Origin of the sequence: Fulvivirga sediminis (genome assembly GCF_016757215.1) — a bacterium.
GTDB lineage: Bacteria > Bacteroidota > Bacteroidia > Cytophagales > Cyclobacteriaceae > Fulvivirga > Fulvivirga sediminis.
On record NZ_JAESIY010000002.1, the window covers coordinates 288,802 to 304,500 of the forward strand.

Consider the following 15,699-nt stretch of genomic DNA (forward strand, 5'->3'; position numbering starts at 1 on the left):
AGAGGCCAAGCATTTCTGCATGGCCTCCTCCATTAAATATTCAACTAATAATTATTTTTCCTTCTGAAATACTCTCACATAATCTACCACCATTCTCTGAGGAAAATTGGTAGTAGCATTTGGGCTACCTGGCCATAAGCCTCCCACAGCCACATTAAAGATAAAAAAGAAGTTTTGATGAAACTCGCTGAGGTCATCAGGCGTGATATCTATCACGAAAAACTGTTTATCATCTACATAGGAAACGATCTTTTCTGCATCCCATACCAAAGAAAAAACATGAAATTCATCTGCAAATATACCAGAGGAAAGCGTAGTAGATTGGCCATAGTCAGCCTTTATCTCTTTGCTTTCAGCATACCAATGCAAGGTACTGTAAACAGTATTATCCTTTCCTTCACCACCTACCATTTCCATAATATCTATTTCACCACATCTTGGCCAGCTCACGTCATCATAATTACTTCCCAACATCCATAACGCCGGCCATATGCCTTGACCTTGAGGTAACGCAGCTCGAATGTCTACCCTTCCGTATTTAAAACTCTTTTTCCCTTTGGTAATAATTCTGGAAGAAGTATAATCATAGCCTCCTTGAGATTCTTTCCTGGCTTCTATAATCAGCATTCCATCTTTCACAGTGGTATTATTTTTTTGATAATACTGCAACTCTTGGTTTCCCCATCCATTATCTCCATTTCCCATTTCAAATGTCCAATCACTTTCATTGAGAGCATCGCCATCAAATTCATCTTTCCAAGCCAGAGTCATTCCTTCGTAGCTCTCAGGAGTGCTATAGCCCGTGGTGGGTATTTGAAAGTCACCGCCATCATCTTCTCCTCCTGGTAACGTTATTTCTACAGTAACGCTTGTTTCGGAGAAAACCGTACTGGAAGCATGTGCTCTGGCAATGACCTCATACTTGCCTGGGGCTCCGTAAGTGTGCGATACAATACCATTATCAGCTCTTGTGATAGGCTCATTTTCTTTATCTCCAAACTGGAAGGTAAAGTAATTAGCATTTTGAGCCGTAGCAGTAAAAGTAACATTATCTGAACCTGAAAGCGTATAATTAAGCTCTAACCCACTCGGGGCCATTGCTTCTGGGTCATCATTATCTTCTCCACATGCCATTACTACTAGCAGGCACAAGCACACCATCAATAAATTCTTCTTCATATTATAATTATTCATTTTCAGCTTTTAATATAAAACTCCAGAACGATCCTCCTGATCCTGACACATCAATAGTGATTCCTAACAACTCGTTTTCCCCATCATTCACATAAAACATCACCTCATAGCTTACTGAACTCTCAGTAGGCGGAGCTCCAGCATATTCCCCTCCGTTATACGCTTTTGGTAAGGCGATAAATGCTCCTACTCCTTGCAAAGTAATTACAGAAGGACCTCCTGTGTTATTCAAAACAAAACCATGTGTACCTGACATCCATGGTTCAGCATTAGTCCCCACCAAGGTTGATTCATTAACACATTCCTCTCCTACGCCCATGTATGGCTCGGCATAAACATCTCCACGAGCGTTATATACATACTTGTTATCTGTTCTGAAAATAAACTCGTCATTAAACAGACATGATCGTTCTCCTGAAAGATCAGCACTACCAAACCATTCGGTGCTACCTTTTGATGGTCCTACACCAAAAGACCCTGCTGCTGGGAGTAATTTCCAAGTTTTAGAGTTATCTCCAGTGAGCTGTGACAAGGTAATTGTATTGGTAGTAGATACAATAATAGTCTTTTTTTCAGTATCAGTTCCATTGACGTTAGTTGCGGACAAAGAAACGGTATACATTCCTTCAGAAGCATAAGTATGTACCGGACTTGCTTCAGTTGAGGTAGTATTATCACCAAAATCCCAGTTATAACTGTCTGCATCTTCGGTATTATTGGTAAAACTTAATGTTAAACCACTAATAGTGTAAGAAAATGCTGGTGATGGAGGAGTAGCATTGGCGACGTCTAATGGTATTAGTGTTTCAAACCAAGACAGAGTTGGATCTGCTGCATCTTCAAACTTCAGCACCATTTTCTTATCATCTAGACTTAGTACCTGATAAGTAGATACACCAGTGTAGTATCCTATAAATCCATTATTACTGATTTTTAGTGTTTGAATACCACCTTCACCTTCAGAAATAGTCCATTTAAGTCCATCTTGAGCATCATAAGGAGCTGTATAATCACCTGCATTTTCATAAGCCCCAGGAAAATTACCTGCTTGTTTTGTATTAATAAATATATCTCCTTTGGTGTCCTGAATATAGGAAAAACCATCCAGAGTAAACGTAAATTCATCGTTATACAGACCTGAACCTGCCTTATCATTAGCCGGCGCTGCATAATAACTTGGACTATCTCCATCTACAGGTCCCACACCAAAATGGCCAGGATTTTTAGCATCTATCACCCATGTTTTACCTTCCAAATTATCAGGACCTCCGGTAAGCATATTATAGACCGGGATATCTAATAACGATGGGTCCGTAACAGCTATTTCCACCGTCTGAGTATTTGATGCACTTCCGCCAGACGTATATATAGTGAGCGTTACGGTGTACTGCCCTTCTAGAGGGTAGGTTCCACGCACTACGTCTCCTTCCGCACCCGTACCATTTCCGAAATCCCAAACAGCTTTAAAACCGGTAGATTTATTAGTAAACACTAAAATATTCTCATTTTCGGCTGAAGGAGCTACAGAAAACTGAACATCAGCAGAAGTAGGCGCTGAGCCCAGACCAAAATCATCCTCTTCCTGCGGATCACAAGAGACTACCGCCAGGAATACAAAACTTAAAAATATGTATATATAATTTTTCATCTTTTATCTCTTAATATCCTTCATTTTGACTTAAAGTTTCTCCTAGCAAGTCTCTCTCTACCTGAGGTATAGGTAAAAATCCTTTGGTTTGGGGCTTAAACTGTACTTCATAATCTTCAGGTTCTCCATCTTCAAAATCTGGTCCTGACTGATTAGTTAAGGTAAGCTCACTAGCAGCCACAGCTGGTCCCCGTCTCAGCACATCCCAGTATCTGTGTCCCTCTAAGGCCAACTCTACTCTTCTTTCATGATATATATTAGGCAAGTTGGCCGTTACACTTGGCATACTTACTCTATCCCGTACCCTATCTAAATATTCCTGAGCTCTTCCTCCTCCATTAGTCGCATGTAACTCTGCTCCCATAAGAAGGACATCAGAAAATCGGATGGCATGATAGTTATTGCCCCAATTTAAAGCCGGCTCTCCTTTATCAGATTGAAATTCTTTTTTTGTAGTGTACTTCTGATTAAACATACCGGTATGTTGAAAGCCTATGGTCAAATCACCATTAAACTCACTCATAGTTAGAATGGAAGCATCTCTTCTAGGGTCTCCTGTCTCATATGCATCGTAAAGATCCTGAGTTACAGTACAGAAACTCCAGCCTGCAGCATACTTCTCTCCTGCGGGATCCTGAACTCTGGGGCCTTGCATTTGTATGCCTATATTTCCTTCACATCCTTGTATGTAGCTATAATCACAGCTAACCACTAGATTAGAATATTGAATCTCAAATACAGATTCAATACTCATTTCACCAGCCAGGGTAAATAAACTAGCATAGTCAGATACTAATTCATGACCGCTCTTCTCAATTACATCATCAATCATATTCATTGCTGATGTCCCGTTATAAGTTTTATCTCCCACTTTAAGATCTCCTCCATAAAAGCCATGATAAAACAAATATACTCGAGGTAATAATGATTTAGCGGCCCATACGCTAATCCGTCCATCTGCTTGTCTCTCTTGTGGCAGATCAGTGATGGCTTCCATCAAATCAGTAGCTATTTGATTATAAATATCAGAAGGGTCAGCCTGAGGTTGGTTATACTCATTAGGGCTAAGTGGCTGTAATATCAGAGGCACATTTTCAAAAAACCTAACCAGATCAAAGTAAAAGTACGCTCTTAAAAATTTGGCTTCTGCCTTCATTCTAGCCAAAGTAGCGGCATCCCCCTCCTCTATTCCATCAATTTCAGCCAACAGCTTATTGGCTCGGTAAATACCTGTATAATATTTTTTATACAAACCGTATACCTCTCCATTAGTAGTAGAAATATCAAACTTGTCTATCTCTATAATGTTAGGAGCATCACTACTACTGGCACCTCCTGCATAAGCATCATCAGAAGCAATATCTAACAACATCTGATAAGGATGGTAGCCTATTACGGTATTCAGTTGAAGTACATCATAAACAGAAATTAGTGCTTCTAATGCATCATCTTCTGTTTTGTAGAACACTTCCTCATTCCTGCTATCCAGCGGTCCTTTGTCATCTAAAATACCATCGCAGCTCATACAGGCCACAAGAAGAAGCATTAATAACCAATGTTTATTTATAAATTTTTTCATGATAGATTCTGTCATTTTAAAGTGATAAGTCTACTCCTACTCTAAATGTCCTTGGCTGAGGATAAATACCTCTATCTATTCCAGTATCCAGCACATTAGACGATCCGTTTTCATTTAATCGTGACCCTACTTCAGGATCTAAACCTCTGTAATTAGTGAAGGTTAATAGGTTATCTACGGCTCCATAAATTCTTACAGATTTAAATGGCCCTCTCACATTTTCAGGCAATGTGTATCCCAACGTTACGTTCCTCAAACGAAGGAAAGAACCACTCTCTACATACATATCACTTATTCTACTGTAGTTTTCATTAGTGTCATTAAGCGTGAAGCGAGGAATTTCGTTAGAAGTACCTTCGCCTGTCCATCGGTCCATAAAATAAGCAGGCATATTAGATTGCGAAAGATCATGACGTCTTATACCACTAAAAATTTCATTTCCATGAACACCATTGAAAAGGAAGCTTAATGAGAAGTTTTTGTAGTTGGCAGACCCATTAAAACCATAGGTAATATCAGGGTGAGGATTACCAATCATAGTTCTATCATCGTCATTGATAACACCATCATTATTATAATCTACAAAACGAACATCTCCAGGTACAGCTTTGGGCTGTAATAACTGCCCGTTAGAATTGACATAACCATCTATCTCTGCCTGGTTTTGGAATAAGCCATTACTTTTGTAACCATAAAAATACCCAATAGGATACCCAGCTTCCATCCTAGAAACCGTTCCATAGGTACTAATTGATGCTCCAGTAAGTACTCCATTACTTCCATCTACAGTAAGCACTTCATTATTCAAAGTAGCCAGGTTACCACCAATAGAATAAGTGAAATCTCCCGCACTTCCGTTATAATTAATGGCTATTTCTATCCCTTGATTAAGTACACCTCCCACGTTAGAAGCACCAGCTGCATTACCAGCAATACCCGGCACGGGCGGCACTAAAAGCAAATCTTTAGTTTCCTTACGGTAATAATCGAAGTTTACAGAAAGCTTCTCATTAAAAAAGCCTAAATCCAGACCAATGTCAGTCTGCTCTGAGGCCTCCCATTTTAGCTCAGGATTAGCAATAAAGCTCGGAGATGCACCATCCACATAGGTTTCTCCTGTAGAAGGATCATAAAAAGTATAACCTCTTCCTGTAGCAATAGATGAAACATACCTGTAATCACCAATGGCATCACTACCATTTTGTCCCCAAGAAGCTCTCAGTTTAGCGAAAGTAAGTACCTCCTGATCTGGGAAGAAGTCTTCTCTACTCGCTACCCAACCTAAAGACAATGAAGGGAAAGTTCCATATCTATTATCAGGTCCAAAACGTGTACTACCATCTCTACGTACGATAGCGGTTAGCAAATATTTCTCTTTGTAGTTATAAATTACCCTTCCAAAGAAAGATACCAAAGCGTTTTCAACTTCAAAGCCACTTATGGTAGCTGATTCAGGGTCAGTAGCATATGCCAAGTTAACTAAGTCTGGGTCTGTAACTACTAAACCCTGCTTACCTCCTCCAAACTGCTCATACTTTTCTTCTCGAACTGTATTACCGATTAAAAAGGTAAAGGAATGATCGTCAATATCCTTTTGATATTGAAGCGTGTTTTCATTCTGCCAATTAAAGGTTCTCTGCATTTCTTTGCTAACAGAAGCCTTTTGTGTTATGGTAGCAGAATTAAGATAAGAGGCCGGTGAATACCCTTCGGTAACTACATACCCTAAATCCAGACCAAAACTACTCCTAAACTTCAGGTTAGGAATAATTTCATATTCTCCATATACGTTACCTACAAACTTATCCACTCTGGTATCACCATGAGTTACAGCTAGCCTGGCCAATGGGTTAACCACTTCCTGTGCTATGTATTCAGAAATGGCGTAGTAGCGATCACCATTCTTTACAGCATTATTATTTAAATACTCAGAGTCAGGGTTATCCTCGTAAACAGGAGTTACAGGGTCTAAGTTAATGGCGTTACTCATTATGCCTCCAAACTCTTCATTAGCAGAAATAGCATTTCTTGATATATATGAGTAAGAAATATTTTCTCCGAAAGTGAATTTGTCTCCTACTTTATGATCAGAATTGATTCTTGCAGAGTAACGATCAAATTTAGACTTCTTTCCTCCCACAATACCCTCTTGAGAGTAGTATGAAAGAGCAGTGGTATACTTAGAAATATCATTAGAACCTGACAGCGTTACTTGGTGGTTAGTAATAGGTGCATTTTTGTTATACACCTCTTCTTGCCAATCAGTGCCAGCTCCGAGGTCGGTATTAGCGAAGATGGGAGAGCGGCCCGCATTAGCAGCGCCTTCGTTCATCATCACTGCATACTCTTTGGCATTAAGCACGTCCAGCTTTTTCCATGCATTTTGCACACCGTAATAACCACTATATTGAATAAGCGGCTTTCCGTTTCCTGATTTAGTAGTGATAAGCACCACCCCGTTAGCACCTCTGGCTCCATATATAGCAGCAGAAGCGGCGTCTTTCAATATATCCATCTTGGCAATATCACCTGGATTTAGGTAATCAATTCCTGATACTTGAAAACCATCCACAATGTAAATAGGCTCGGCACTTCCATTAGTACCAGCTCCTCTAATTCTGATGGTAGGCTTATCTCCAGGCTGACCAGATTGACTCGTAACTTGTACACCCGCTACTTTACCTTGTAGCGACTGCTCGATTCTACTTGCAGGTGCCTGTGTAATTTCATCAGAATCAATAGATGCAATAGAACCCGTAATGGAACTTCTCTTTTGAGTACCATATCCAATAACTACCACTTCTTCCAGAGACTTGATATCTTCAGAAAGGTTGACATCAATTTTATTTCTATCGTTGAGCGGTATTTCTTGAGTAACATACCCAACAAAGCTAAATACTAACACAGCATTGTTATCCGCAACATTAATGGTATAGTCGCCATTAATTCCAGTAATAGTACCCTGTGTGGTTCCTTTTACTAATATACTTACCCCTGGCAAAGGCTCTCCTTTTTGATCGGAGACCGTACCGGAGACCTGAGTCTGGCTATACCCGGCCCAGGCAAGAAGCATGAGAAAATGTAATAGTAGGATTTTTTTCATATTCATAAGGTTAAGTAAAGAAATGAAATCTGCAATCGTTTGCGATTAATACTGCAATGAACTAGATTTAACGAGATATCACAAATAAAGCACTACATCATAAATACATCAACCTCTCAAAATCAATGAAAAAAAACTCATCATAAATAACTAAAATCCCCTGTATTTTAATTAAAATACAATTTATTATATTTATTGGTATTCTCAGTTAATACGTCAAAATACATCAAGCCTATTACTACATTAGTAGTATAATATTGCCTTATGCAATTATGAAAAAACAACTTTTTATCATCGCTATTATAGTCTTATCCAGTAAACTCTGTAGTTCTCAAAATTACAACTTAGGCCTTCCTTTTATTCGATATTATGCCACTAACGAATACAATGGGGGTATTCAAAACTGGTCTATTACTCAAAACAAATATGGCCTAATCTATGTGGCCAATAATTTCGGGATACTTGAATATGACGGCACCAACTGGACTATTTATGGTAATAAGCAAGGCACTAAAGCCAGACATATTGCAATAAATGATAAAGGAAGAATATTTGTAGCCAGCCAGGGAGATTTTGGATACCTATGCCCTAATAAAACCGGTCAGCTGTCCTATACATCCCTAGCTGACAGTCTTCCCAAAAAGTATAGAGACTTTGATGAGACGTGGAAAGTATTTATCAATAATGACAGAGTTATTTTCGGCACTTTCAAGTATATATTTGTTTATAATGAGGAGGGAAAAATAGAAGTACTAGAACCCAATTATCCTCCAGAAAATATATTCTTTGTAAACCATGAACTTTATGTAAACCAGTTAGAAACAGGGCTTTCTTCTCTTCATAACCAGAAGCTCACTCCTCTTCCTTACGGTGAAAAGCTGAAAAACATCAAAATAGCGAGTGTATTACCTCTTACCGGAGATAACCTATGGATAGCAACAGAAAACGAAGGTATTTTCACTACTAGTAGCAACAATATCACCCAATGGAAAGGTAGTTTGTCTATTTTTAAAGAGGCTTCTATTAAATGTGCCCTGCGCCTAAGAAATGGTAATTTTGCCATTGGCACTCAAAATAAAGGTCTGTTTATACTCTCACCGCAAGGTGAACTAATATTACACCTCAACAAGGACCAGGGGCTTAATAATAGAACGGTGCTTTGCCTCTTTGAAGACCTTCAAAACAATCTGTGGTTGGGCCATAATAATGGTATAACCTATGTAGAGCTAGGTATGCCCTTTACATATATCAATGAACAAGTAGGACTTCCTGGTTCGGGCTATGTAGGTTTTTTAGATGGTAATAACCTTTACCTGGGCACTAATAATGGTCTCTTCTATAAAAATATCAAGACACAAGCCACAGAGGAGAAATACAAGTTTATACCTAACACAGATGGACAGGTGTATTCAATAGATAAAATAAAGCAAAACCTGCTGATAGGACATCACAAAGGAGCTTTAATAATAAAAGATAAACAAGCAGAAAACATTTCCAACATTCCCGGATCATGGACTTTTTTATCCCTTAAAGACCATCCTGATTATGTAATTGAAGGTTGTTATAAAGGATTAAACCTTTACAAAATAGAAAACGGACAACTCCACTTTAAACATAAAATCAAAGGGTTCAATGAGTCTTCAAGAGTAATGCAACAAGATAAAAACGGTGATATATGGATGACCCATGGTTACAAAGGCATCTACCGACTAACCCTTGATGAAAATCTGGATTCTATAAAAAATGTAAGATTCTATGGAGAAGAAAAAGGTCTTCCTTCCAACCTCATGATCAATGTCTTCAAAATCAATAACAGGCTTGTATTTACCACTACCAATCAGATTTATAGATATGATGAGCCAAGTGATCAATTTGTGCTAGATAATTTCTTTTCCCCCTATTTCAAAGATGAAGTAATAACAGCTCTGGCAGATGATACCTTTCAAAATATATACTTCCTATCCCCTGATGAAATTGGCATGTTAGAAAGCAAACCCACAGGTGGATTTGCTATAAAAAAAGATATTTTCAATAAGCTACAAAATATGCTCAACGACGACCTCCAAAACGTCAATATACTGAATGCCAATCAGGTGCTATATGCGGCTAAAGAAGGATTTATCTTATACGATGCCAATCAAAAAAAGCTGCCTGAACAAAATTTTCATACTTTAATAAGAAGTGTAAAGATCTCAGGAGATTCTGCGAAACTTCTATTTAATGGCTTCTTCACTCAAAAAGGGCAAATTACCAATCTTCAACCTAAAGATCAGATTCCACACTTGGAATATAGTAATAACTCAATTCAGATATCTTACAGTGCTGCTTATTTAGACGGCCTTGAAGGTACCCAATATAAATTTTGGTTGGAAAATGCGGATAAAAAATGGAGTGCATGGACTGCCAAAACTGAAAAAGAATACACCAACCTTAATGAAGGAACTTATACTTTTCATGTAAAAGCCAGTAACATTTATGGCAAGGAAAGCCAAATTGCGCATTACACCTTTGTGGTGCTTCCTCCCTGGTACAGAACTACCTGGGCCTATTTAACATACAGTGTTATAATTATCATGTTACTATTCGTGTCCTTCTATTTATTTGATAAAAAACATAAACGAGAAAAAATGGCTATGTCACTTACGCAAGAAAAAGAATTACACAGAAAAGATTCAGAGATAGAAACAATTACAAAAGAAACGGCAGGTGAAATACAGCGGCTAAAGAATGAAAACTTACAAAGGGAAATAGAGAATAAAAATAAAGAGCTTGCCACCTCTACCATGCATTTAATTAATAAAAATGGCTTCATTTCTAATATTAAAAGCAATCTCTCCGGAATATCAAAGCGAAGTAAAAACCAGGAAGTTAAAAAAGAGCTAAGGAAGATAATTGCCAATATTGACAAGAATATATCTCAGGATGCCGATTGGGAACATTTCTCTTTCCACTTCGATCGAGTACATGGAGACTTTACGAATCGCTTAAAGAAATCATACCCTAATCTTAGCCCTCAAGAGATGAAACTTAGTGCATATCTGCGCATGAACCTTTCCACCAAAGAGGTTGCGCAACTTTTAAATATTTCGGTAAGAGGAGTAGAAATATGCCGCTATCGACTTAGAAAAAAATTAGAACTTGAACGGTCTACTAACCTACAGGAGTTTATTTTGAAGTTTTAAAGGATTATAACCTAATAGCCTTCTTAATATTACCAAGGTTATAAGCAGTGGCCCAGCCTTTTTTATTAATAATGTCAGTTGCTTCCTGAGACCGTAACCCACTGTTACAGTACAAAATAATTTTCTTATTATGGAAAGCAGTGTGCTGATCCAACATTTGAAATGGTATATTTATAGCTCCCGATATCAACTGATTTTGATATTCTGATGGAGTTCTTACATCCACTAACAAGGCTCCTTCCCTATGCAGCCTACGAGCTTCTTGCAAACTAATATGTTCGCCAAACTCCATATAATTATAAAGCATTTCGTATAACCAACTAGCTACACAAAAATGAGTAAAAATTACTGTCAACTGCAGGGCTCCAAGAATAACCCAGAAAACTATTGCCAGATTAGTTAGATCATAAATTAGACTAAAAGCTATTAAAAGGTTAAAAAATCCTCCTGAAATGCATGCTAACCTGCGCGGAAGTGGATTTGAAGGTAAGTCAAACTGATAACCAAATAGACCAGCTATTTTACTAATAGAGAAATCCAACGGATGGTATTTCTTCATTATGAAACCCAGAAAGCCTATTAAAAATACAAATAAGTTAATAAGGGGCTGGTGAAGCAATAGCCCGGAAGTGGTAAGAATTAAGCATATGGTGGGCATTATTCTTACCTTATTCTTTACCCTATCTAATTCTTCTAAATTACAGCTTAGGTACCCTTGCTGTAATAAGTATCTGTTCAGCATCTCCAATCAACCCAATTAAATATATGTTATATATACGTTTAAATTGTAAAAAGAAACCCCTTACAATTAGATACTTACCCGGGATAATCTTCTATACCTCAAAAACAAATCCTTTTCTCAAAAGGTTATTGTAAACTGATTCATCAAACCTATAAAGCCGGGCAGCACGATGTGCCACATCCTTTTGTTTTTCATTACAGGCTACCAGTAGATTCATTTTTATGAGCTTTCTTCTAAAATTAGATTTATCTAGCTCAATCTCCAGAATAGCTTCATATAGCTCTTTTATCTGAAGCAGAGTAAACTTTCTAGGTAATAAGTTAAACCCTATAGGCTCGTGTTGAATTTTATGTTTGAGATGACTAAAACCATAACTCAGAATATCATTATGATCAAATAAAAGGTGGGGCACCTCATGTATATCGAACCATCTTACATCTGATACCGAGGCACCAGCATTCAGTTCGAAATTTTGCTTATTTACCAGGGCATAATAGGCCACAGTAATTACGCGGCTGTCTGGGTAGCGCTGTACTTCACCAAAAGTTTTCAGCTCTTCCAGAAATATATCTCTTACCGCTGTTTGGTCTGTTAATATTCGATAAGCAGCATCGTCTACACTCTCATTGTATTTTATAAAGCCACCTGGCAAAGCCCACTTTCCGGCATACTTACCTTCCCCATGTTTGACCAGAAGAACGAATAGCTTAGACGCCTCAAACCCAAATATTACAGTATCAATGGAAAGTGCTTCAATTACTTTTTCAGAAAAGTTACTATTCTCCATAATGCATTCTCTTCAAAATTCGCACTTCCCATTGATTGTTTAAATTATATCAGCTTATAGGCTATCCAAAAAAGATTTCACTTGATTGTAGATATTCTCTCCTGTAAAGCCAAATTTTTCATCTAGCGTTCCTGCAGGAGCCGAGTATCCAAAGTGCTCAAGTCCAAATACTTTTCCTTTTTTACCTATTAGACCTTCCATTGTTACTGGCAAACCAGCTGTTAAAGCAAAGATAGGCTCTTGTTCGTTCAGCACCTCAGCCTGATATTCAGCAGATTGATCTCTGAATAAGCCTTCAGAAGGAACAGAAACAATGTTTGACTTTATACCATCTTTCTTCAAAAGCTCTGCTGCTTCAAATAAAGTAGCTACTTCTGAGCCATTGGCTACTAAAGTAATGTCAGCTCCTTCTACAGATTGTACTCTGTAGGCTCCTTTTCTTGCTTGTCCTGCTTCTTCATAACGATCTCCGTCTTTAGCAATAAGGTCTTTTATTCCCTGTCTTGAGAATATTAAACCGGTAGGAGTTTTCTTGTTTTTCAAAGCCATCTCCCAAGCTACTGTAGTTTCTGCAGCATCTGCAGGCCTTAGTGCCAGTAAACTTCTTTCACCTTTATGGTTACGAAGTTTCTCCAATAATCTCAATTGAGCTTCTTGTTCTATAGGCTGGTGAGTTGGTCCATCCTCTCCTACTCTGAAAGCATCGTGCGTCCATAAGTATATCACTGGTAGCTCCATAAGAGCCGAAAGTCTGTAAGCAGGCTTTTGATAATCAGAGAAAATGAAGAAAGTACCCACTACAGGTATTACACCTCCATGCAGCGCCATACCATTGGCCATAGCAGCCATTGTAAACTCTGATACACCAGCGTGCATAAAGTTTCCACTGTACTCATGAGGACCAAAAGCTTTAGATTTCTTAAGGAAACCATCAGTTTTATCACTATTAGCCAAGTCAGCAGAAGCTACCACAAGGTTTTCTACCTTATCAGCTAAATAAGCTAGTACTGCTGATGATGCATCACGAGAGGCAACATTAGCTTTTTGTGGTATTTCTGAGAAATCAATATCAGGGATATTTCCACTAAAGAACAGTTCAAGCTTTTCTGCTAATTCTGCATTTTTACTCGTCCACTCTGCTTCTTCAGCTTTTTTAGCTTTTACCTCTTCTCTTTTCTTATCAAGAATTTCTTTATAATAAGACTCCACATCAGAGAAAATAGCGAAAGGATCTTCTACACTGCCACCTAAAGCTTCCACAGTCTTCTCATAAGAAGCACCTGTACCGCCTACTGGCTTACCATGTAATTCACTATATCCTTCATAAGGCTTTCCTTCAGCATCTACGGCTCCTTTACCCATTATGGTTTTCCCTATAATAAGGAAAGGCTTCTCTTTTTCCGCTTCAGCCTCTTTCAGAGCACCTCTGATGGCATCGTGGTCATGTCCATCTATGGTTACTACTTTCCATCCCCAAGCTTCGTATTTCTTAGCAGTATCTTCTGAAGTAACTTCATCAGTATAGGTACTCAACTGCACATCGTTACTATCAAAGAACATAACTAGATTGCTCAGTCCCAGATAACCAGCTATACGGCCGGCTCCCTGGCTTATCTCTTCCTGAATACCTCCATCCGATATGTAAGCATATATGGTGTGATCAGTCCAGGCTCCAAACCTATCTTCCAAGAATTTACCAGCCAGAGCAGCTCCTATACCCATAGCATGTCCTTGCCCAAGAGGTCCAGAAGTGTTTTCTACACCTCTTTTATGGTCTACTTCCGGGTGACCGGGAGTAACAGATCCCCACTGACGAAAATTAGAAACATCATCTTTAGAATAATTACCTAAAAGGTAAAGCTGTGAATAAAGCATAGCTGAAAGGTGGCCAGGATCTAAAAAGAATCTATCTCTCCATCTCCACTGCATATCATCCGGATCGAATTTCAAAAATTCACTGTAAAGGATATGCATAAAGTCAGCTCCACCCATAGGTCCTCCTGGGTGGCCTGACTTAGCCTTTTCAACCATGGCTACTGATAATAGCCTTATATTATCTGCTGATAATTTATCAAGTTTTATATTAGCCATAAGTATTTACTATATTTTAATGTTCTGCTCAAATATAGCGATTAATAATGTTTTCAAACATTTCCTGCTTACCACTTATCAATTTAGGCTCGCCTGCACTGGCTGCAATATCATAAAGGTCTTCCAATTTTAATTTGCCTTGTTCAAAATCCTGACCTTTACCAGAATCGAAACTAGCGTATCTCTCAGCTCTTAATTTTTTATACTGACTATTTTCCAATATTTTATCTGCTGTGATCAGTGCTCTGGCGAAAGTATCCATTCCTCCGATGTGTGCGTGGAAGATATCATCAAGATCAGTAGAGTTTCTTCTGGTTTTAGCATCAAAGTTCACACCTCCACCTTTAAAACCACCACCTTCAAGGATAATAAGCATAGCTTCTGTAATCTCAAAAAGGTCTACAGGGAATTGATCTGTATCCCATCCGTTTTGATAATCACCACGGTTAGCATCTATACTACCCAAAAGACCTGCGTCTACTGCTGTTTGCAGCTCGTGAGTAAAGGTATGCTGTGCTAAAGTAGCATGGTTCACTTCAAGATTAAGTTTGAAATCATCCATGAGATCATGTGCTCTTAAAAAGCCAATAACCGTAGCTGCATCAAAATCATACTGATGCTTGGTAGGCTCAGCTGGTTTAGGCTCAATAAAAAACTGACCTTTAAAACCTTGCTTACGAGCATAATCTTTAGCCATATGTAGGAATCTGGCCAAGTGATCTTGTTCCTTCTTCATGTTAGTGTTCAATAAAGACATATAGCCTTCACGTCCACCCCAGAAAACGTAATTTTCACCACCAAGCTTAATTGTAGTATCAAGCGCATTTTTAACCTGACCTCCAGCATAAGCTAATACGCTAAAATCAGGGTTTGTAGCAGCGCCGTTCATATATCTAGGATTTCCAAACAGGTTAGCTGTACCCCAAAGTAATTTCACACCTGAAGCTTTTTGCTTTTCAAGGGCATAATCTGAGATTAACTGTAGTCTTTTTTCAGAAGTTTTGAAGTCCGCTCCTTCTTCTGCTAAATCAAAATCATGAAAACAGTAATAAGGAACACCTAACTTAGTGATAAATTCAAAAGCGGCATCCATTTTATCTTTAGCATTCTGATCAGGATCAGTAGCTACTTGCCATGGAAATTGTTTAGTACCAGGGCCAAAAGGATCTCCGCCCGTAGCGCAGAAGGTATGCCAGTAAGCTACTGCAAATTTAAAGTGCTCTTTTAGCGTTTTTCCAGCTACTACTTTATTTTCATCATAATATCTAAAAGCCAAAGGATTGTCCGTTTCAGGACCTTCAAAAGCAATTTTCCCAATTCCTTTGAAGTATTCCTTGTCTCCCATTAAAACATCGTTGTTACTCATTATATAT

General features: G+C 38.4%; 9 protein-coding genes. 1 reads left to right on the plus strand and 8 read right to left on the minus strand.

Annotated elements, in window-relative coordinates; genetic code table 11:
* Nucleotides 1–51: 51 nt before the first annotated feature.
* The 4 genes from JL102_RS04605 to JL102_RS04620 are packed head-to-tail and all read right to left on the minus strand — an operon-like array spanning nt 52 to nt 7,524.
* Nucleotides 52–1,194, minus strand: a complete 1,143-nt coding sequence (locus JL102_RS04605) for a family 16 glycosylhydrolase (protein ID WP_237390395.1) — start codon at nt 1,192–1,194, stop codon at nt 52–54.
* Complete coding sequence (locus JL102_RS04610; RefSeq protein ID WP_202243074.1) at nt 1,187–2,842, minus strand: PKD domain-containing protein; 1,656 nt, start codon at nt 2,840–2,842, stop codon at nt 1,187–1,189. Before JL102_RS04610 ends, JL102_RS04605 begins: the two co-directional genes overlap by 8 nt.
* A 10-nt stretch (nt 2,843–2,852) precedes the next feature.
* Nucleotides 2,853–4,421: a RagB/SusD family nutrient uptake outer membrane protein gene (locus tag JL102_RS04615; protein ID WP_202243075.1), complete on the minus strand. Its 1,569-nt coding sequence runs from the start codon at nt 4,419–4,421 to the stop codon at nt 2,853–2,855.
* Nucleotides 4,422–4,437: 16 nt separating this feature from the next.
* Nucleotides 4,438–7,524 (minus strand): SusC/RagA family TonB-linked outer membrane protein, encoded by a 3,087-nt coding sequence (locus JL102_RS04620; protein ID WP_202243076.1) that lies wholly within the window; start codon nt 7,522–7,524, stop codon nt 4,438–4,440.
* 272 nt (nt 7,525–7,796) lie between these two features.
* Here JL102_RS04620 and JL102_RS04625 point away from each other — a divergent pair, with 272 nt between their 5' ends.
* A complete protein-coding gene (locus tag JL102_RS04625; RefSeq protein WP_202243077.1) occupies nt 7,797–10,706 on the plus strand; it encodes a triple tyrosine motif-containing protein in 2,910 nt (969 codons plus the stop codon).
* A gap of 4 nt (nt 10,707–10,710) precedes the next feature.
* Here JL102_RS04625 and JL102_RS04630 read toward each other — a convergent pair whose 3' ends face one another.
* The 4 genes from JL102_RS04630 to xylA form a co-directional block, all read right to left on the minus strand.
* A complete protein-coding gene (locus tag JL102_RS04630) occupies nt 10,711–11,448 on the minus strand; it encodes a DUF4395 family protein (RefSeq protein ID WP_202243078.1) in 738 nt (245 codons plus the stop codon).
* Nucleotides 11,449–11,539: 91 nt separating this feature from the next.
* A complete protein-coding gene (locus JL102_RS04635) occupies nt 11,540–12,235 on the minus strand; it encodes an NUDIX hydrolase (protein WP_202243079.1) in 696 nt (231 codons plus the stop codon).
* A 54-nt stretch (nt 12,236–12,289) separates the two neighbouring features.
* Nucleotides 12,290–14,326, minus strand: a complete 2,037-nt coding sequence (locus JL102_RS04640; RefSeq protein WP_202243080.1) for a transketolase family protein — start codon at nt 14,324–14,326, stop codon at nt 12,290–12,292.
* A 28-nt stretch (nt 14,327–14,354) separates the two neighbouring features.
* Nucleotides 14,355–15,692: a xylose isomerase gene (gene xylA, locus JL102_RS04645; RefSeq protein WP_202243081.1), complete on the minus strand. Its 1,338-nt coding sequence runs from the start codon at nt 15,690–15,692 to the stop codon at nt 14,355–14,357.
* Nucleotides 15,693–15,699 lie beyond the last annotated feature (7 nt).

Coding starts and splice junctions, on each gene's coding strand:
- JL102_RS04615 (WP_202243075.1), bottom strand. CDS start 4,421: ATGAAAAAATTTATAAATAAACATTGGTTATTAATGCTTCTTCTTGTG.
- JL102_RS04610 (WP_202243074.1), bottom strand. CDS start 2,842: ATGAAAAATTATATATACATATTTTTAAGTTTTGTATTCCTGGCGGTA.
- JL102_RS04605 (WP_237390395.1), bottom strand. CDS start 1,194: ATGAATAATTATAATATGAAGAAGAATTTATTGATGGTGTGCTTGTGC.
- JL102_RS04630 (WP_202243078.1), bottom strand. CDS start 11,448: ATGCTGAACAGATACTTATTACAGCAAGGGTACCTAAGCTGTAATTTA.
- JL102_RS04640 (WP_202243080.1), bottom strand. CDS start 14,326: ATGGCTAATATAAAACTTGATAAATTATCAGCAGATAATATAAGGCTA.
- xylA (WP_202243081.1), bottom strand. CDS start 15,692: ATGAGTAACAACGATGTTTTAATGGGAGACAAGGAATACTTCAAAGGA.
- JL102_RS04635 (WP_202243079.1), bottom strand. CDS start 12,235: ATGGAGAATAGTAACTTTTCTGAAAAAGTAATTGAAGCACTTTCCATT.
- JL102_RS04620 (WP_202243076.1), bottom strand. CDS start 7,524: ATGAAAAAAATCCTACTATTACATTTTCTCATGCTTCTTGCCTGGGCC.
- JL102_RS04625 (WP_202243077.1), top strand. CDS start 7,797: ATGAAAAAACAACTTTTTATCATCGCTATTATAGTCTTATCCAGTAAA.